Genomic DNA, 16620 nt, shown 5'->3' with positions numbered 1-16620 from the left:
GTCCCCATCGCCGACCTCGCCTCCGCCGTGCGCCGCAACGTCATCGCCTCCGTCGAGCGCATGACCGGCCTGCAGGTCACCGAGGTCAACCTCGAGATCTCCGACGTCCACCTGCCCGAGGACGACCGCGACGACGAGGACTCCGCACCCCGCGTGCAGTGACCCTCCGCGGAACCCCGGGCCGGCCGTCCCGACGGCCGGCCCGGGGGCACCGCTCCCCGTGGCCCCCCACGGCCCCACCCCACCCAGCGAAGGAGTCCGTCGTGCCGAACCGGTTGTCCCAGGGAGCTCGGAACTGGTTCGTGGCCGGCGTGGCCGTCCCGCTCAGCGCCAAGGCGCTGGACCACCTCGCCACCCGGCTGGAACGCGCCGAGGGCAAGACCGTCCTCTCCCGCGGCCTGCGCGCGACCTCGAAGGTCGTCGGGCGACGCGGTGTGAAGCAGTCCGGGAAGCAGTCCGGGAAGAACCCGACCGGGAGCGCGGTAGCCCCGCCGGCCACCCCGTCCCGCCGTCCACGCTGACCGCCGACGCGCGGACCGCGCTCGATCCCGCCACGATGGCGGCGTGTGCGCTCCCACCCCCGCGTCGACCCTGGTCGTCCCCCTCGACCTGTCGTCCGGACGGATCGCACGGCACTTCCTGGAGGAGCACTGGTGCCACCAGCACTCCAGCGCCCACCTCGACCAGGCGAAGCTCCTGTTCACCGAACTCGTGACGAACGCCGTGCGGCACGCGGGCCCGCCGATCCTGCTGCAGGTGGAGTGCGTCGAGGGTGACGGCGTCGTGCTGTCGGTGAGCGACGGCGACCCGGCGCCCCCGTTGACGACGCTGGCCGACCCGGCGGACCTCGGTGGACGGGGGGTGCACCTCGTCGAGCTGCTGAGCCTGGACTGGGGGGTGCGCCACCACGACCCCAGTCACGGGGGTGCCGTCGCGGCCACCCACGAACCGGTCCCCGCCAAGACCGTCTGGTGCCGTCTCGCGTGGCCCGACGACGGCGGACCGGCACGCCACGCCGGCCCCTGTGACGGGGAGCCGGCGTGACCTACTCTCCCCGTGAGACCGCTCCGACGCGGAGCGGACGACGAAGCGAAGGACCAGCGTGAGCACTTCCGAGCGCGACCAGAACCACGACGCGACGGCCCACGAGGCGTCCGACGGGGGTCACGTCGAGGTGGACCACGAGGCGGGGCTCACCGTCATCACCCTGCACGGCGAGGTGGACGCCGCCCTCGGGAACGTCCTGGACGACCTGTGCGCCCGCGCCGGGGCCGCCGGCCTGCCCGTGCGGGTGGACCTGTCCGCGGTGACGTTCCTGGAGTCCACGGGCGCCTCGTTCCTCGTGCGCCTCACGCGCGCCGTCGCCCCGCACCGGGTGACGCTCGTCAAGCCCGCCCCCCAGGTCGTCTACCTGCTCCAGGTGACCAAGCTCGTGACGATCTTCGACATCGTCGACTGACTCAGCCGCGTTCGACGCGGCGGGTCTCCCGCACGACGAGCACGAGGACGACGACCAGCAGGACCGCACCGCCCCAGATCCCGCGAGGGCCCCACCGGTCCGTGGCCAGGGCCCCGGCGAAGGCTCCGCCCGCGAAGCAGACCATCACCGTGGCCAGGTCGCGCGCCTGCCGACCGGTGCTCTCGGGGTCGCCGCGGCGCCGCACGGCCGCGTACGTCTTCTCGACCAGGCTGCGCAGGTTGCCCGACGCGAACGTCGACGCGTACGTCATCCCCCGCACGGAACGGAAGACGTTCAGCTGCAGGGCGGCGGCGAAGGCGACGCCCGCCGAGGCCACCGAGGTGGCGGTCGTGCCCGCGGGGGCGGCGGGGACGAAGCCGACGGCGACGAGGACCGCCACCTGCAGCAGCAGGACCACCCGGACCGGCCGTCGCAGCAGGCGGCGCGGTCGCGGACCGTCGAGGACCTCGGTGAGCAGCACCCCGGCGAGGAACGCGACGAGGCTCGGCACGTGGCCGAGGGCCTTGGCGGCGTCGCCGCCGGCCGCGGCGACGGCCAGCAGGACGACGTTGCCGGTCTGGGCCGCGGCCAGGACCCCACCGCGGGCGAGGTAGGTGCTGGCGTCGAGCAGGCCGCCCGTCGCGGCGATGAGCGAGGCCACCGCGAGGGACTCAGGACGGCTGCGCAGACCCACCCCCGGGTCAGCCCGTCACGAGGTCGGTCGCGCCGACAGGAGGGCGGCCTGCGGTCGCGGGGTGGACGAACGGGGCGGACACGTCAGGGAAGCTACCCCCGCGCCGGCCCGGCGCAGCGCGCGGTTCAGGCGTCCAGCGAGGCGGCGACGCCGGCCCGAGCGCTGGACAGTGCCGCGTCGCGACCGGCGTCGTCGAGGCGGACCGGCGCATGGGTGACGACCGGCGGGAGGACGGTGAACCCCGTGAACTCCAGGACACCCCGGTGGAGGTGGAACAGGAACTCGTCCAGGCTCCCGTACCCGTCGAGGGCACCCGGCGCGAACGCTTCGGGGGATCCCCCCGTCGTCACGAGCAGCTGAGCCCGCTTCCCCGCGAGTCCGCCCTCGGCGAAGGTGCCGCGGTCACCTCCGAACGCGGCTCCCATGACGAAGACCCGGTCGATCCACCCCTTGAGGACGGCCGGCACCGAGAACCACCAGAGGGGGAACGACAGCACGAGCAGGTCGGCGTCCAGGAGGGCTCGCAGGTGCTGCTCCACCGGGTCACCCAGGGTGCCGGCTCCGAGCGCCCGCACCTGTTCCTTCTGGGGTTTGAAGGGTTCACCCTCGGGCACGTCGGCGAACTGCTCACGCCGCAGGACGGGGTCGAAGCCCTCGGCGTAGAGGTCGAGGTAGTCCACGTCGACGCCCCGCCCGAGCAGTTCCCCGGCGACTGCTCGGGCCTGCGCCGTCGAGAAGGACGCGGGCTCGGGGTGGGCGTGCACGATCAGCGCCCGGCGGACGGCGGGGAGCGTGGCGGAGGTGGTCACGGGCCAATCGTATCGACATTTTGCGATGTGTCGATCAGATGACGGCTCCGAGCCGCCGCACGAGTTCGCCGACACCGCGCTCGTCGCGGCGGTAGTGGGTCCACTTCCCCACCCGCGTCGACCGCACGACGCCGATCCGTTCCAGGGCGGCCATGTAGGTGGACACGGTCGACTGGGCGAGTCCGGACTTCCCGGCCAGGTGGGTGACGCAGACCCCCACCTCGGCGCGGTCCGCGATCGGCTCGAAGTCGCGGAAGGACTCCTCCGGCGTGCGGAGCCAGCGCAGGAACTCCAGTCGTGCGGGGTTTCCGAGGGTCTTCAGGGCATCGGCCAGGTCGGGCTCCACGACCCGATGGTGCCACCCGCGACTGCGCCGGCACGCCCGCCGTCCGTCGGGGCGCCGGGCCCGTCCTCAGGCCCCGCTGGTCCCCAGCACGAGGACGGAGACGCGGTCGATGAGGCCCTCCAGGGACTCCTCGAACTCCTGCAGCGCGCGGTCCTGCGCGAGCTGCGGCGCCAGCCGCCGCACGTGCGGGGCGTCGTCGAGACCCCCGACGGGCTCCTCCTCGGCGACGAGGTCGAGGGGGCCGACGGCCCCACCGCGCTGGGCGACCTCCAGCAGCAGGTTCCCCAGCAGGAAGCTCGTGAACGCCCGGTAGGCGGCGACGGCCTGCTCGTCCGAGAACCCCTCCGCGACGAGCCCGGCCAGGAACGCCTCGACCCACTCGACGCTGCGCAGCGGCGGACGCAGCCACGGGGCCTCCGGCGGAGTGGAGGCGATGAGCGGGAACGCGCGCGGGTGGGTGATCGCGACGCGCCGAACCCCGTGCGCCAGCCGCTGCAGGAAGTCCTGCCACCCGTGCGACGGCGTGCGCAGCACCTCGGGGTCGCGACCCAGCTCCTCGACGAGGGTGTCCACCACGCCGTCGAGGAGGTCCTCGCGCCCGGGGACGTAGCGGTAGAGGGACATCGCCTCGACGCCGAGCCGCGTACCGAGGCGACGCATGGTGAGCGCCCCGACACCGTCCTCGTCGATGGACTCCAACGCCGCGGCGAGGATGCGCTGCCGGCTGAGCGGGACACGGTCGGACGGACGCGCCTCACCGGCGACGACGAGCTCGTCGACGTCCGGCACCCCGGGATCGGCGTCGGGGGTCCCTGGCACGCACCGATCCTGGCACCCGAGCGGCCGACCTGCCCGAGCACCCGGCCACGGAACGCGTGCCGCCGCGGACCGCCGAGGCTGGCGTCCGAAGGACTTACGGTGTAAGCCTCTCTCTGACGGGTCCGCCGGACCCGTCACGCGCACGACTCGCAGGAGGCGACGACCGGTGCTCGAGGCCCCACCCGACCCTGCGGACGACCCCGCTGACGACACCGCTGACGACACCGGCGAGGTGACCCTCATGAGCGAGAGCGTGGTCGCGACCATCGCCGGCCTGGCGGCCTGCGCGGTCCCCGGGGTCGTCGACGAGGGCGAGGGCGCCCCGAGCGCCGTGGCCACCGTCGGTCGCACGCACGCCACCGTGGACCTCACCCTCGTCGCCGAGACCGGCGCCGACCTCGCCGAGCTCATGGCCGACGTGCGGAGGTCCATCGCCGACTCGGTGCAGCGCATGACCGACCTGCGGGTCACCGAGGTGACCGTGACCGTCGTCGACGTGCGGCGCCCGGGGACGGCCACGCACCACCTCCGGTGACCCCTCAGTACCGGACGGGTTCGGTCCGTCCGCTCGCGAGCGCCAGCGTCGCCGCCTCCGCGACGGCCTGCGCCGCGAGCCCGTCCTCCAGTCCGACCGGGGGTGGCGCCCCCGCCTCCAGGGCGCGCACGAAGGCGTCGAGGGCCGCGGCGTAGGTGGGTTCCACGCGTTCGAACCAGCCGGCGTGCAACCCGTCGGTGGTCGTGTGCGACCCGCTGCGGCGCAGCACGTTCCCGGCGGCCTGCCGCCGCGACTCGACCAACCCGGTCGACCCGACGACCTCGATGCGCTCGTCGTAGCCGTACCCCGTGCGGCGCAGGCAGTCGACCTGCACGAGGGCCCCCGAGGGGAGGGTCAGCGTCGCGACGGAGGTGTCGACGTCGCCGAACTCGGCGATCCGCGGGTCGGCGAGGGCGGACCCGGTGACGGACACCGCGACGGGGTCCTGGCCGCTGATCCAGCGGGCGAGGTCGAAGAAGTGGACGGCCTGGTCGCGCAGCTGCCCGCCGGAGGCGCGCAGGTAGTCCAGCGGTGGCAGCGAGGGACCGCGCGAGGTGAGTTGCAGGAGTTCCACGGTCCCCACCTCCCCGGCCGCGACGACCCGGGCGAGTTCGGCGTGGTCGCGGTCGAACCGCCGGTTGAAGTCGAGCATGGCGGGGACCCCGGCGGCCCGGACGTGGGCGACGACGTCCCGCGCGCTCGCCAGGTCGGTCGCGACGGGCTTCTCGCACAGGACGGCCAGCCCGGCGTCGGCGGCGGCCCGCAGGTGGTCCGCGTGGGTCGGGGTGGAGGACGCGATGAACACCGCGTCGACGCGGCCGGCGTCGAACACCTCGGCGAGGTCGGTCGTGCCGCGCGTGCCGTGGCGGCGGGCGAGGTCGCCGGCACGGGCGCCGTCGACGTCGTGGACGACGACGAACTCCACGTCGGGGTGGGCTGCGAGGTTGCGGGCGTGGACGGCGCCGATGAACCCGGCGCCCACGAGGGCGAAGCGTTGCACGGCGGCCTCAGCTCACGAGGATCGCGAGGAGGTTCCGCATGGTCGTGGCGACGACCAGCGGGTCCTGCTCGTTCGCCCGGCGGGAGAACATCTCGGAGACCCACCACCCGTCGTACCCCGTCGACTTCACGGCGTCCACCCACTGCTGCAACGGGATCGATCCACCGCCGAGGACGACGTCGCGGTGGACGTCCTGCGCGGGGACGTCGCGCTCGCGGTCGAGCTCGAATCCGTCGGACAGGTGGACGGCCTTGATGAGCTCCTTGGGCAGCGCGGCGACCTCCTCGAGGGTGTCGCCCGTGGTCCAGAAGTGCCACGTGTCCAGGGCGATGCCGACGTTGTCGCGACCGGCGGCCTCGATGACGGCGAGGGCGTGCCGGCACCGGTTGAGCCGGGCCCAGGCGAGGGGTTCGAGGTAGAGCTCCAGGCCGTGGTCGGCGGCGACGTCGGCGGCCTCGCGGACGTTGGCCGCGGTGACCGCGACCGCCTCGGTCTCCTCGAGCCCGAGGGTCGCGCGGTAGCGCGGGTCGTCCGCGGCCAGCGTCCCGGCGCGGAAGTCCTCCACGACGTGCCAGTCGACGGGACCGGTGCAGAGCTGGACGATCGGCGCCCCCACGGCGACGGCGACCGAGCACATGCGGCGGACCTCGGCGAGGAACTCCGCCCGCGCGGCACCCTGGCGCTCGACGTCGAGCACGGCACCGAGTCCGGTGACCTCCAGGCCCTCGAGCAGGGGTGGCAGCGTCTCGACGGCGAACCCGGCGTCGAGGTAGCGGTACAGCTTCGGGCTCTGCAGCTCGATGCCGCCGAACCCGGCCTCCTTGGCCAGGCGGATGTCCTGGACGACGTTGCCGAAGAACGTCGTCGTGACGTTCATCGAGACCTTCGGGGTTCCCGGTGCGGGCACGGGGCGCTCCTCTGCGAGCACTGGACAAGAATGGACCGGTCCAGGCTAGCGTCCAGGTGGGGTGGTGCCTACCCCTAGGCTGACCGCGTGGACGCCGGGGAGGGTCGAGCGCGGGCACCCCGTGTGCCGACCATCCGGGACGTCGCCGAGCGCGCCGGGGTGTCGAAGTCCCTCGCCTCCCTCGCCCTCCGCGGGGACCCGGGGGTCAGCGAGGCGCGTCGCGCCACCGTCCGCCAGGCCGCCGAGGACCTCGGCTACCGCACGGACCGGGTCGCGCGGGCCCTGGCCGGGACGCGGTCCGGGATGGTGGGCGTGCTGCTCAACGACCTGCGCAACCCCTGGTTCGTCGACCTGCTCGCCGGACTCACGGCCTCCCTCGACGGGGCCGGCCTCGCCCCCGTCCTCGCCGACTCGGCCACGACCCGCCAGATCGGCCGGTCCGCCGTCGAGCAGCTGCGGTCCCAGCGCGTGGACGCGGTCGTCGTGGTCGGCACGACCGAGGACGCCGACGCCCTGCGGGACACGGTCCGCGCCGGCGTGCCCGTCCTGCTCGCCGGGACGTGGGACCCGGACGACCTCGGCGCCGACGTCGTCGTCAACGACGACGAGTCCGGTGCGAGCGCCGCCACCCGCCACCTGCTCGACCTCGGCCACCGCCGGCTGGCCCACCTCAGCGGTCCCGGCCGGGTCGGTGACCTGCGCGCCACGGGGTTCACGCGGACGGCGGGCACCGACGCCCGCGTCGTGCCCGGGGGGATGAGCGAGGAGAGCGGGTACGCCGTGGCCCGCCGCCTGCTCGAGGGCCCCGACCGCCCGACCGCGGTCCTCGCCTACAACGACCTGTCGGCGATCGGGGTCCTGTCCGCCGCGCACGACCTCGGCCTCGACGTGCCCGGCGACGTCTCGGTCGTCGGGTACGACAACACCCACCTCGCCGCCATCCGGCACCTGTCGCTGACGTCGGTCGACAACGGGACGTTCGCGATCGGCGTGCAGAGCGGACGGTTCGTGGCCGAACGCGCGGCCGGCACCGGCGGGCCACCCCGGGTGCACCGGGTCGCGGCGACCCTGCAGGTGCGCGGCACGACCGCGCCGCCCCCGCCCTGACGCCGCACCAGGTCACAGCCGCCGGTCACCGCTCCGGGTCACAGCGTCCGGGTGGTCACCAACCGCTGCGCGAGGTCGTGGAGCTTGACGTTCTCGTCCTGGCTCAGGCGCGCCAGCAGCGCGAAGGCCTGCTGCGGCCCCATCTGGTAGCGCTCCATGAGCATGCCCTTGGCCTGGCCGATGACGTCCCGGCTGGCCAGCGCCTGCTTGATCTGGTCGAGCTCCCGCGCCGCGGCCAGCGCGGACGCCGCGTGCGCCGCGAACACCGCCCCCAGGCCGGGGGCGTCGTCGTCGAAGGCGTCGGCGCGCGTCGCCAGCAGGTTCAGCCCACCGAGGGTGTTCTCCTCGAGCACGAAGAGCTGGAAGCACAGGACGCTGCGGATGCCGAGCGTCTCCGGGGCCGTCTTGGACAACCGCGGCCAGCGGCTCTCCTGCGTGAGGTCCGGGCCGTGGACGACGGGTTCGCTGAACATCGCCTCCAGGCACGGACCCTCACCCAGGTCCTCCTGCAGGCTGTCGAAGTCACGGGCGACCTGGCTGCTCGCCGACGCGGAGAAGACGCCGCGCCGGCCCGTCACGAGGCTGATGGACCCGTGCTCGGCGCCGGGCACCAGGGAGACGGCGGCCTCCACGACGGTGTCCATCACCTCCTGCGGACTGGACCGCCGCTGCAGGGTGCGGGCCAGGTCGGCCAGGTCGGCCAGACGCTGCGGATCGCTCACCCGGCCGATCCTAGGGGGCGACGGGCGCGTGGGTCTTGACCCCACGCCGGTTGTGAGTGTTCACTCACACACATGGCCGTCCGATCCACCGCCGAGGCGCAGCGCGCGCTCGTCGTCGCGAGCGCGACCCGGGTCTTCGCCCGGGCCGGCTACCACGCGACCCCGGTGACGGCCGTCGCCGCGGACGCCGGGATCTCCCCGGCGTACGTCTTCCGGCTCTTCGACGGCAAGCTCGGCCTCTTCCTCGCCGCCGTGGACCACTGCTACGCCCGCGTCGTCGAGGCCCTCACTTCCGGCGCCGAGCAGGCGTCCGACCGCAGCCCGGCGGGGCTGCTCGAGGCGATGGGCCTGGCCTACGCCCACCTCATCACCGACCGGGACCTGCTCATGCTGCAGGTCCACGCCCAGTCGGCGAGCGACGTCCCCGAGGTGCGGGACGCCCTGCGCCGCGGGTTGGCCTCGGTCGTCGGCACCGTGGACCAGCTGACCGGGGCCGGCCCCGACGAGGTCCAGCGGTTCATGGCGTGGGGGCAGCTCTGCCACCTGGTCGTCATGGCGGACCTCGACGAGGTCCCCGGGTCCTGGGCCAGCACGCTCACCCAGGGGATCCGCCACTTCTGAGCTCCAGCACACCCCAGCTTCGCGTCCGCGAAGTTGTGACTGTCCAATCACTCACAAGGAGACCCCCATGCCGACCACCCGAGTCGTCCTCCCCGGCGTCGTCGAGCCCGACGGGCTGCGCCTCGAGCGCACCGACGAGCCGGTCCCCGGCCCCGGCCAGGTCCGCGTCGCCGTCGAGGCCAGCGGCATCTCGTTCGCGGAGCGGCAGATGCGCCGCGGCCGCTACTACGACCAGCCCCGCTTCCCCTTCACCCCGGGGTACGACCTCGTCGGCACGGTCGCCGCGGTCGGAGCCGGGGTGGACCCCGACCTCCGCGGCACCCGGGTCGCGGCCCTGGTCGGCACCGGCGGCTGGACCACCCACGCGCTCGTCGACGCGGCCGCGCTCGTGCCCGTCCCCGCCGGCGTCGACCCCGTCGAGGCCTCGACGCTCGTCGTCAACGGCCTCACCGCCTGGCGCATGCTGCACCGCGACGCCCGGGTCCGCGCCGGGCAGACCGTCCTCGTCCACGGCGTCAACGGCGGGGTCGGCACCGTCCTGGCCCAACTGGCCTCCCTCGCCGGGGCCCGGGTCGTCGGGACCGCCGCCCCGCGTCACCACGACGCCCTGCGGGCCCTGGGGGTCGAACCCGTCGACTACACCGTGGACGGGCTGGAGGCGCGGGTGCGGTCACTGGCCCCCGACGGCGTCGACGCGGTCTTCGACCACGTCGGGGGCGACGTGCTCACCGTCTCGCACCGGCTGCTGCGCCGCGGTGGGGCGCTGGTCTCCTACGGCAGCGCGGACACCGTGGACGGGTCGTCGAACGCGTGGTGGACCATCCTGCGACTGCTGGTCCGGTTGCAGTGGTGGAACCTGCGGCCGGGCGGGCACCGGGCGACGTTCTTCTCCGTCTGGGGCGGTCGCCGGAACCCCGCACGGTTCCAGGCCGGCGTGCGGGCCGACCTCGGCCGGGTGTTCGACCTCCTCGCCGGTGGCCGGCTGCGGACCCAGGTCGCGGCCACGTTCCCCCTGGACCGGGTGGTCGAGGCCGTGCGGCTCTCCGAGTCCCGCACGGTCGTCGGCAAGGTCGTGCTGCTCCCCTGACCGGGCCGCGGCCGGCGGCGGACGTCAGCCGGCGAGCTCGTCCGCGGACAGCAACCACCGCGTGACGCGCCGCAGGCTCGCGTCGAACCGCGCGTCGGGGGTGTTGAGGTGGCCGTGCACCGTTCCCGGTTCGCAGACCGACAGCACGGTGGAGCCCGCGAGCACGAGCCGGCGGGCGAACTCGTCGGCCGATCCCCGCAACCCGTCGACCTCGCTCGTCAGGACGAACGTGGGCGGGAAACCCTCCAGGTCCGCCGTCCCGGGGACGACGGGTGCCGGCACACCGTCCAGCGGTCCGCCGACGTACGCCTCGTACATCGCGGCGACGTCGGCGGCCGACCACCGCTGCGCCGCCGGGAGGGTCTCGACGGCCGCCTGCGCGACCGGGGAGGCGACCGGCGGAACCGCGTGCAGCGTCGGGTAGGCCAGGAACACCGCGGCCGGGACGTCCCCGCCGTCGGCGAGCAACCGCAGGACCGCACCCGCCGCGAGGTTCCCCCCGGCGCTGGCGCCACCCAGCTGGATCCTCTCGACGGGAACTCCTGCTGCGAGGCAGAGCGCGCGACCCCACCGCCACGCCGTGAGGACGTCGTCGGAGGGGGCGGGGTAGGTCGTCCCGGGCCCGGCGAGCCGGTAGTCGACCGCGACGACGAGGATCCCGTTCTCCTGCAACCGCCGGGCGACCGCGTCGGACTCGGGCATGTCGAGGTCGCCGAACTGGAAACCCCCACCGTGGGCCCAGACGAGGGCGGCCCGGGGTTCGGGGTGGCGTTCGGCGTCGGGGCGGTAGACGCGGACGGGGACACCGTCGGCGTCGTCCCCGTGGATGCCCCCGTGGATTCCCTGGTGGATCGTCACGCGCGGAACGCTACTCCCAGACCGCGGTCGCGGGATCGACGCCCCGCGAGCGCGCGTTCTCCTCCACGACGGCCCGCAACCAGACCGCCAGCCCGGGGACGCGACGGTCGTAGTGGGCACGGAACCGCGGGTCGTCGACGTAGGTGCGGGCCAGGCAGACGTGCATCGCGTGGGTGCAGTCGAAGTGCTCGGCCACGGACGCGCGGTGGCGTTCGGCGAGCACGGCCGCGGCCGCGGAGCCGGGTTCCACCCCGGAGGTGAACGCGGCCGCGAGGTCGGACTCGAGGTCCTCGACCCGCGCCGCGAGCGAGGCCCAGCCCCCCCTCGTCCGGTCGGCCGTGCGTTCGGCGTACTGCCGCCACTGCGGGGTGTCCCCCCACCGTTCGCGGGCCTGTCCGGGCCACGACGGGTCCCAGTCGGCGCCGAACAACTCCGCCTGCTCCGGGGGCGAGAGGGCCGGTCCGTGCTCGGTGGCGTGCAGGAGCCGGTCCACGGCCGCCAGGGTCTCGCGCGTCCGGTCGAGGCGGTCGGCGAGTTCGGCGCGCTGGCGGCGCAGGGCGTCCACCCCGTCGGGGTCGCCGTCGAGCAACCCGCTCACGTCGGCCAGGGGGATCCCGAGTTCCCGGTAGCGCACGACCCGCTGCAGGCGCGCGACGTCGGCGGGACCGTACGTGCGGTAGCCCCCGGACGTCCGGGCCGCCGCGACGAGCCCCAGGGACTCCCAGTGGTGCAGGGTCCGGACGCTGACGCCGAGGAGTTCTGCGACCCGGCCCACGGTCAACCGCCCCTCGTCGTCGTGGACCCCGCCCTCGTGCACGTCTCCGAGGATGGCAGCCGGTTCACCGGGGGACATCGACACCCACCGCGCTCAGGTCACGGGCGGCGTCCGGGTCCAGCGGCAACGCCGCGGTGAGCACCACCCGCGCGTTCTCCGGCGTCACGACCTGCGCTTCGACGCTGTTCCACGGCCGACGCTCCGGACCGGTGGTGCACCCGGGGCGCAGCGCCTCGCACGCCGCGACGGCCTCGTCGAGCTGGCGCAGCACGCAGGCCACGCTCAGCGTCCCCGGCGGCGGGGTCGTGGGCGGCTCCCCCGGCACGAGCAGGACGTCCTGGAACCGCCAGCGCCGCAGGTGGGTCAACCTGCCCGGGATCGTGAAGAAGTCGACGAACCCCAGCCCGCGGACCCAGAACTCGACGGACGCGGCGAGGTCGGCCGTCGGCAGCGTGGGGAACATCGGCATGCCGTAGACGCGCTCCTCGACGGGTGGCGGGTCGGCGTCGAGAGCCGGGACGGGGACGGTGCTGTGGGTGAGGTCCATCGCGTAGCGCACGTCGGAACGGTCGCGCCTGACGCCGCGTGAGGGTCAAGCCCCGCCGGCGATCCAGTTCTCGATGTACTGTCGAGGCGTGATCGCCACGCACGCCCAGGTCCTGGCCCGGTTCGGGCACGCCCTGTCCGACCCCACGCGGACCCGGCTGCTGCTCGCGCTGCGCGAAGCGCCGGGGTACCCGGCCGAACTGGCCGACCTGCTCGGGGTCTCGCGCCAGTCGCTGTCGAACCACCTCGCCTGCCTGCGCGGCTGCGGCCTCGTCGTCTCCGTCCCCGAAGGCCGTCGGGTGCGCTACGAGATCGCCGACGCCCGCCTCAGCCACGCCCTCGGCGACCTGCTCGGCGTCGTGCTCGCCGTCGGGGACGACCGGTGCGAGACGGCGGACGGGGTGACGCGGTGAGCCACGGCCACGGGCACGGCCACGGCCACGGAGGGGCGGAGCTCGCGCAGAACCGCCGCCGGCTGGCCGCGGCGCTCGCCGTCACCGCCACCGTCCTCGTCGCCGAGGCCGTGGGGGCCTTCGTCTCCGGGTCGCTCGCGCTGCTCGCCGACGCCGGGCACATGCTCACCGACGTCGCCGGGCTGACGATCGCGCTCATCGCGGCCAACCTCGCCGCACGACCCGCGTCCGCGCAACGGACGTGGGGCTACCGCCGGGCCGAGGTGCTCGCGGCGACGTTGCAGGCCGCGGCCCTCCTGGCGGTCGGGGTCTTCGTCCTCGTCGAGGGTGTCCGACGCCTCCTGGAACCCCCCGAGGTGAGTTCCGGCGCGATGCTCGTCTTCGGCGTCATCGGGCTCGTCGGGAACGTCGTCGCCCTCTGGCTGCTCGTGCGGGGCGAGGGACGCGCCAACGTCAACGTCCGCGCCGCCGTCCTGGAGGTGGTCAACGACGGGCTCGGGTCGGTCGCCGTCCTCGTCGCAGCCGGCGTCATCGCCGCCACGGGCTGGACCCGCGCCGACGCCGTCGTGTCGCTGCTCATCGGCGTCCTCATCGTGCCGCGCACGGTGAAGCTGCTGCGGGAGACGACATCCGTGCTGCTGGAGTCGACGCCTCCCGGGCTGGACCTGGAGGACGTGCGGCGCCACCTGCTGGAACTGCCGCACGTGCACGCCGTCCACGACCTGCACGCCAGCCAGATCACCTCGGGGTTGCCGGTCCTGTCCGCGCACGTCGTGCTGGACGAGTCCTGCTTCCACGACGGGCACGCCCCGGAAATCCTCGACCGGTTGCAGGCGTGCGTCGCCGAGCACTTCCCCGTCGCCGTGCAGCACGCCACGTTCCAGCTCGAACCCGTCGGCCACTCCGGCCACGAGAGCGGGACGCACGACTGACGGTCCCCCGGACGGTCAACGACCCCCGGGGAGGCCACAGCCCGCCCGCGCCCACCGTCCGGAACGGTTCACCGCACGGCGCCCACGGGCAGACCTCGTCGGGGCGCAACCACGCCTTCTCCCGCACCACGAGGGCGGGCCAGTGCCGCAACCCGAGCCGTCGGTTCGGCAGCAGCGCAGCGAGTTCGGCCAGAGCTGGGAGCAAACGCTGGACGAGGAGTTCGGCGATCTGCCGCGCGGCCGCGGCGGCGGCGGCCTGGTCCGGCACGACCCACGCGTGCTGGTGGGGGCGCTCCAGGAGTTCCCCCGGGTCGATGAGGAGTCCGAAGTCCAGGACGTTCCCGTACCCGCCGAGGAACCTCGCCGCCGGGTCGTACGGCGTGCCGGCCTCGCGCGCTGACCACCGCAGGTGGTCCTGCCAGTCGGACTCCCGGTAGACCGCGATCGAGGCGCCCAGCACCCGTTCCCCCTGCTCGCTGGCGGCGGACGGCGTGAGCGCGGCCGAGACCCTCGCGGGTCAGGGCGGTGTACAGGAAACCCCCGTCCACACCCTCCGCCACCCGACCGTCGGCCCACACCCCGTCGACGTCGCGGTCACCGTCGGGGAAGTACCGACGCACGTCCGCCATGAACGCCCGCAGCGCCGGGGTCGCGGGCAGCGGCGACCGGCCCGCGAGCGCCCGGGCGTCGGCGGCGTCGCACCGGCGGGTGAACTCCCACCGGGCCTCGGCGTCGGTGGCAGGACGCGGCCCGTCCCAGACCGCCAGGGTGAACGACACCCGACGACAGTGGCACGGGCCGGGCGGTCGCGGTTCCCTCCTCGGCCGCTCAGGACGCCAGTGCCACCAGCCGCCGCAGGAGGGCCGCCGACAGCACGAGGGCGGCGAGGCCGGCGACGACGGCCGCTCCCTGCGCCACGAGGACGCCCATCGTCGCCGCCAGGAGGAGACGGACCGCCACGGCGGGCACCAGGGCGGCCACGGTGACGGCCGCCACCTGCACCAGCCGCTGACCTCCACGACCCCGCCGGTCGGCCACGACCAGCAGGGCCAGGGCCACCCCCAGCGCCGAGGCGCCGAGCACGGCCCCCACCAGCACGCCCACCAGGACCCCGCTGAGGACCGTCGCGGCGTCCGGCCCCGCGGCGGAGAACCACGACCCCAGGCCGAACAGCAGCACGACGAGCCCGGCGCCGCCCACGGCTCCCCACACCGCACCCCAGGTCAGCCCGCGCACGACGACGGCCCGGGTCCACCCCCGCCCCGCGACCCCGGCACCACTCACGCGCCCAGCGTGCCAGCCGGGCGGGTCCCGACGTCCCGGAACGCGCCCGCCACCAGGCGCGGCACGACGACGCTCGCACTCACCTCGGAGGCGACGTCGACGTCACCACCGAACCCCATCGCGGTCAGCTCCCGGCCGCTGGCGCAGTCGCGCAGACGGCGCACGACGTCGTCCCTGACCCCGTCCCAGGCGTCGGCGGCCGCGGCGGCCTCCTGCGACAACCCCACCCAGCCGTGCCGGCGCAGACCGTCGACGACGGCCCCGGCACCCCAGAGGTCCTCCACGGCCGCGCGCCACCTCCCTCGGGACGACCGCTCACCGGCCGGCACCAGCAGCACCGGCACCCCGTCCGGGCCGTACCGCTCCGTCAGCCACGACGCCACCGGTCCGGCGTTGCGCAGGCACCCCGCGACGACGACCTCGACCCGGTCGGCCAGCCGGTGAGCCGTGGTGGCTCCGTTCGGCGAGGGCAGCACCACCCGCCGGAGGTGCGGGCCGGCCGCACGCACCGTCGACGGCGACAGGCTCACCTGCCCCGGCCGGGCACGGGACCGTCCCACCGCGAGGGTCGCGTCCCGGTCCGCGGCGAAGACGGCGGCGCCCCCGTCGGCCCACGGGTAGGGCAGGACCTCCACCCCGCGGTCCAGGGCCACGCTGACGGTGGTCGTGAACGAGAGCACGTCGACGACGACCGCGACGCCGCGCGACGGAGGGTGAGCCGCCACCCGCGGACCCCACGCCAGCCGCACCGCCGGTGGAACCCGTTCACTGGTCACGCGAACAGGTTCCCAGGACCACCTCGGCACGGGCCCCGGCGCGCGGCTAGGTTCGCGTCGTGCCCCGCCACCTCGCACCGTCGCAGCGCTGCCGGATCCTGCTCGGAGGTCCGGACCGGGCCACGCCGGTCGTCCTCTTCGAGACGGCGGAACTCCTCCTCGAGGCGCCCAACTGGTCCCTCGACGGCACGTCGCTGCTGCTCAACGGTGACGGCCGGCTGTGGCGCCTCGACGTCGACGACACCGGGGCCGGTGTCCACCCGGTCCGGTTCGAGGGGCTGCCGCCGGTCAACAACGACCACGTCCTGCACCCCGACGGCCGGCACGTCCTGATGTCGGCGGACGACGGTCACGTCTACCGCGGGGAGCTCACCGGCGGACCGGTCGAGCGGATCACCCGCGACGACGGGTTCTGGCACTTCCTGCACGGCGTCTCCCCCGACGGCCTGCGCATCGCCTACGTCGAGATCGGCTCGTTCGAGGAACCGGGCCGGCTCGTCGTGCAACCCGTCGGGGGTGCACCGCAGGTCCTCGACACGGGGGACGGCCACCTCGACGGGCCGGAGTGGACCCCCGACGGGCGCTGGATCCTGCTCAACACCGAGGCCTTCGGCGCCACCGCCGGGCACGCGCAACTGGCGCGCGTCCCCGACGGCGGAGGTCCGCTGGAACGGCTCGTCGTCAGCGACACCGTCGACTGGTTCCCGCACGTCTCCCCCGACGGGCGCTGCGGCACCTACCTGTCGTTCCCCGCGGGGACGGTGGGCCACCCGGCCGACCTCGACGTCGTCGTGCACGTCGTGGCGGCCGACGACTGGACCACGTCCGTCCAGCGGTACCCGGTCCAGGGCGGGCAGGGCACCACGAACGTCAACGGGTGGGCGCCGGACTCGGCGCGGTTCGCCTTCGTCGACTACCCCACCGGCTGAC

Annotated in this window: 24 protein-coding genes; 12 read left to right on the top strand and 12 right to left on the bottom strand. The window is 74.7% G+C overall.

The features are described 5' to 3' along the window. The 4 genes from AB0637_RS05745 to AB0637_RS05730 all read left to right on the top strand — a co-directional run. Positions 1–162, top strand: a 162-nt coding sequence (locus AB0637_RS05745; RefSeq protein ID WP_366170224.1) for an Asp23/Gls24 family envelope stress response protein, incomplete at its 5' end; no start/stop codon positions are given. Between the two features lie 101 nt (positions 163–263). Then, a complete protein-coding gene (locus tag AB0637_RS05740) occupies positions 264–521 on the top strand; it encodes a hypothetical protein (protein WP_366170212.1) in 258 nt (85 codons plus the stop codon). Positions 522–564: 43 nt separating this feature from the next. Continuing rightward, positions 565–1044 carry an ATP-binding protein gene (locus tag AB0637_RS05735; RefSeq protein WP_366170211.1) on the top strand — a complete coding sequence of 160 codons (480 nt, stop codon included), beginning with the start codon at positions 565–567 and terminating at the stop codon, positions 1042–1044. Positions 1045–1102: 58 nt separating this feature from the next. After that, positions 1103–1459, top strand: coding sequence for an STAS domain-containing protein (locus tag AB0637_RS05730; RefSeq protein WP_366170210.1), 357 nt, complete (start codon positions 1103–1105; stop codon positions 1457–1459). Between the two features lies 1 nt (position 1460). Here AB0637_RS05730 and AB0637_RS05725 read toward each other — a convergent pair whose 3' ends face one another. The 4 genes from AB0637_RS05725 to AB0637_RS05710 all read right to left on the bottom strand — a co-directional run bounded on the left by AB0637_RS05725 (position 1461) and on the right by AB0637_RS05710 (position 4127). Next, the gene (locus AB0637_RS05725; RefSeq protein WP_366170209.1) at positions 1461–2153 is read right to left on the bottom strand and encodes a YoaK family protein; all 693 of its coding nucleotides are present in this window, start codon (positions 2151–2153) and stop codon (positions 1461–1463) included. A gap of 125 nt (positions 2154–2278) precedes the next feature. Continuing rightward, positions 2279–2962, bottom strand: a complete 684-nt coding sequence (locus tag AB0637_RS05720) for an NAD(P)H-dependent oxidoreductase (protein WP_366170208.1) — start codon at positions 2960–2962, stop codon at positions 2279–2281. 34 nt (positions 2963–2996) lie between these two features. Further along, on the bottom strand, positions 2997–3308 hold the full coding sequence (locus AB0637_RS05715) for a transcriptional regulator (protein WP_366170207.1): 312 nt from the start codon (positions 3306–3308) through the stop codon (positions 2997–2999). Between the two features lie 66 nt (positions 3309–3374). Then, a complete protein-coding gene (locus AB0637_RS05710) occupies positions 3375–4127 on the bottom strand; it encodes a TetR/AcrR family transcriptional regulator C-terminal domain-containing protein (protein WP_366170206.1) in 753 nt (250 codons plus the stop codon). A gap of 241 nt (positions 4128–4368) precedes the next feature. Between AB0637_RS05710 and AB0637_RS05705 the strand changes: the two genes are divergently transcribed. Beyond that, on the top strand, positions 4369–4662 hold the full coding sequence (locus AB0637_RS05705; protein WP_366170205.1) for an Asp23/Gls24 family envelope stress response protein: 294 nt from the start codon (positions 4369–4371) through the stop codon (positions 4660–4662). 4 nt (positions 4663–4666) lie between these two features. On the opposite strand, the gene AB0637_RS05700 is transcribed toward AB0637_RS05705, so the two are convergent. Both AB0637_RS05700 and AB0637_RS05695 read right to left on the bottom strand, forming a co-directional pair. Next, a complete protein-coding gene (locus AB0637_RS05700) occupies positions 4667–5662 on the bottom strand; it encodes a Gfo/Idh/MocA family oxidoreductase (protein WP_366170204.1) in 996 nt (331 codons plus the stop codon). A gap of 7 nt (positions 5663–5669) precedes the next feature. Then, on the bottom strand, positions 5670–6569 hold the full coding sequence (locus AB0637_RS05695; protein ID WP_366170203.1) for a sugar phosphate isomerase/epimerase family protein: 900 nt from the start codon (positions 6567–6569) through the stop codon (positions 5670–5672). 123 nt (positions 6570–6692) lie between these two features. Between AB0637_RS05695 and AB0637_RS05690 the strand changes: the two genes are divergently transcribed. After that, positions 6693–7676, top strand: coding sequence for a LacI family DNA-binding transcriptional regulator (locus tag AB0637_RS05690; RefSeq protein WP_366170202.1), 984 nt, complete (start codon positions 6693–6695; stop codon positions 7674–7676). A 38-nt stretch (positions 7677–7714) separates the two neighbouring features. Here AB0637_RS05690 and AB0637_RS05685 read toward each other — a convergent pair whose 3' ends face one another. Beyond that, complete coding sequence (locus AB0637_RS05685; protein ID WP_366170201.1) at positions 7715–8398, bottom strand: GAF and ANTAR domain-containing protein; 684 nt, start codon at positions 8396–8398, stop codon at positions 7715–7717. A gap of 72 nt (positions 8399–8470) precedes the next feature. On the opposite strand from AB0637_RS05685, the gene AB0637_RS05680 reads away from it, so the two are divergent. Together AB0637_RS05680 and AB0637_RS05675 are read left to right on the top strand one after the other, a co-directional pair. Next, on the top strand, positions 8471–9019 hold the full coding sequence (locus AB0637_RS05680) for a TetR/AcrR family transcriptional regulator (protein WP_366170200.1): 549 nt from the start codon (positions 8471–8473) through the stop codon (positions 9017–9019). A 67-nt stretch (positions 9020–9086) separates the two neighbouring features. Further along, entirely contained in the window at positions 9087–10106 is a 1020-nt protein-coding gene (locus AB0637_RS05675; RefSeq protein ID WP_366170199.1) for a medium chain dehydrogenase/reductase family protein, read from the top strand. A gap of 24 nt (positions 10107–10130) precedes the next feature. On the opposite strand, the gene AB0637_RS05670 is transcribed toward AB0637_RS05675, so the two are convergent. The 3 genes from AB0637_RS05670 to AB0637_RS05660 are packed head-to-tail and all read right to left on the bottom strand — an operon-like array spanning position 10131 to position 12286. Continuing rightward, positions 10131–10964 carry an alpha/beta hydrolase fold domain-containing protein gene (locus AB0637_RS05670; RefSeq protein WP_366170198.1) on the bottom strand — a complete coding sequence of 278 codons (834 nt, stop codon included), beginning with the start codon at positions 10962–10964 and terminating at the stop codon, positions 10131–10133. A 10-nt stretch (positions 10965–10974) separates the two neighbouring features. Then, positions 10975–11781 (bottom strand): MerR family transcriptional regulator, encoded by an 807-nt coding sequence (locus tag AB0637_RS05665; RefSeq protein ID WP_366170197.1) that lies wholly within the window; start codon positions 11779–11781, stop codon positions 10975–10977. Between the two features lie 22 nt (positions 11782–11803). Then, entirely contained in the window at positions 11804–12286 is a 483-nt protein-coding gene (locus AB0637_RS05660) for a VOC family protein (RefSeq protein ID WP_366170222.1), read from the bottom strand. Between the two features lie 73 nt (positions 12287–12359). Here AB0637_RS05660 and AB0637_RS05655 point away from each other — a divergent pair, with 73 nt between their 5' ends. From AB0637_RS05655 to AB0637_RS05645, 3 genes are all read left to right on the top strand, one after another. Beyond that, the gene (locus tag AB0637_RS05655; RefSeq protein ID WP_366170196.1) at positions 12360–12698 is read left to right on the top strand and encodes a metalloregulator ArsR/SmtB family transcription factor; all 339 of its coding nucleotides are present in this window, start codon (positions 12360–12362) and stop codon (positions 12696–12698) included. After that, on the top strand, positions 12695–13630 hold the full coding sequence (locus tag AB0637_RS05650) for a cation diffusion facilitator family transporter (RefSeq protein ID WP_366170195.1): 936 nt from the start codon (positions 12695–12697) through the stop codon (positions 13628–13630). The genes AB0637_RS05655 and AB0637_RS05650 overlap by 4 nt, the downstream gene beginning before the upstream one ends. Positions 13631–13772: 142 nt before the next feature. Next, a complete protein-coding gene (locus AB0637_RS05645; protein ID WP_366170194.1) occupies positions 13773–14030 on the top strand; it encodes a hypothetical protein in 258 nt (85 codons plus the stop codon). 428 nt (positions 14031–14458) lie between these two features. Here AB0637_RS05645 and AB0637_RS05640 read toward each other — a convergent pair whose 3' ends face one another. Together AB0637_RS05640 and AB0637_RS05635 are read right to left on the bottom strand one after the other, a co-directional pair. After that, positions 14459–14914, bottom strand: a complete 456-nt coding sequence (locus AB0637_RS05640) for a hypothetical protein (protein ID WP_366170193.1) — start codon at positions 14912–14914, stop codon at positions 14459–14461. Continuing rightward, positions 14911–15639, bottom strand: a complete 729-nt coding sequence (locus tag AB0637_RS05635) for a 2-phosphosulfolactate phosphatase (protein WP_366170192.1) — start codon at positions 15637–15639, stop codon at positions 14911–14913. Before AB0637_RS05635 ends, AB0637_RS05640 begins: the two co-directional genes overlap by 4 nt. 110 nt (positions 15640–15749) lie before the next feature. Here AB0637_RS05635 and AB0637_RS05630 point away from each other — a divergent pair, with 110 nt between their 5' ends. Beyond that, entirely contained in the window at positions 15750–16619 is an 870-nt protein-coding gene (locus AB0637_RS05630; RefSeq protein ID WP_366170191.1) for a biopolymer transporter Tol, read from the top strand. Position 16620 lies beyond the last annotated feature (1 nt).

The sequence above is a fragment of the Kineococcus sp. NPDC059986 genome (assembly GCF_040702905.1).
Lineage (GTDB): Bacteria > Actinomycetota > Actinomycetes > Actinomycetales > Kineococcaceae > Kineococcus.
The sequence above is the reverse complement of the archived record's forward strand: the minus strand, read 5'-3'. Positions and strand labels throughout refer to the sequence as shown.

Excerpts from the sequence above, each read along its gene's own strand:
- AB0637_RS05705 (WP_366170205.1), top strand. The coding sequence starts at position 4,369 with ATGAGCGAGAGCGTGGTCGCGACCATCGCCGGCCTGGCGGCCTGCGCG.
- AB0637_RS05680 (WP_366170200.1), top strand. The coding sequence starts at position 8,471 with ATGGCCGTCCGATCCACCGCCGAGGCGCAGCGCGCGCTCGTCGTCGCG.
- AB0637_RS05675 (WP_366170199.1), top strand. The coding sequence starts at position 9,087 with ATGCCGACCACCCGAGTCGTCCTCCCCGGCGTCGTCGAGCCCGACGGG.
- AB0637_RS05660 (WP_366170222.1), bottom strand. The coding sequence starts at position 12,286 with ATGGACCTCACCCACAGCACCGTCCCCGTCCCGGCTCTCGACGCCGAC.
- AB0637_RS05655 (WP_366170196.1), top strand. The coding sequence starts at position 12,360 with ATGTACTGTCGAGGCGTGATCGCCACGCACGCCCAGGTCCTGGCCCGG.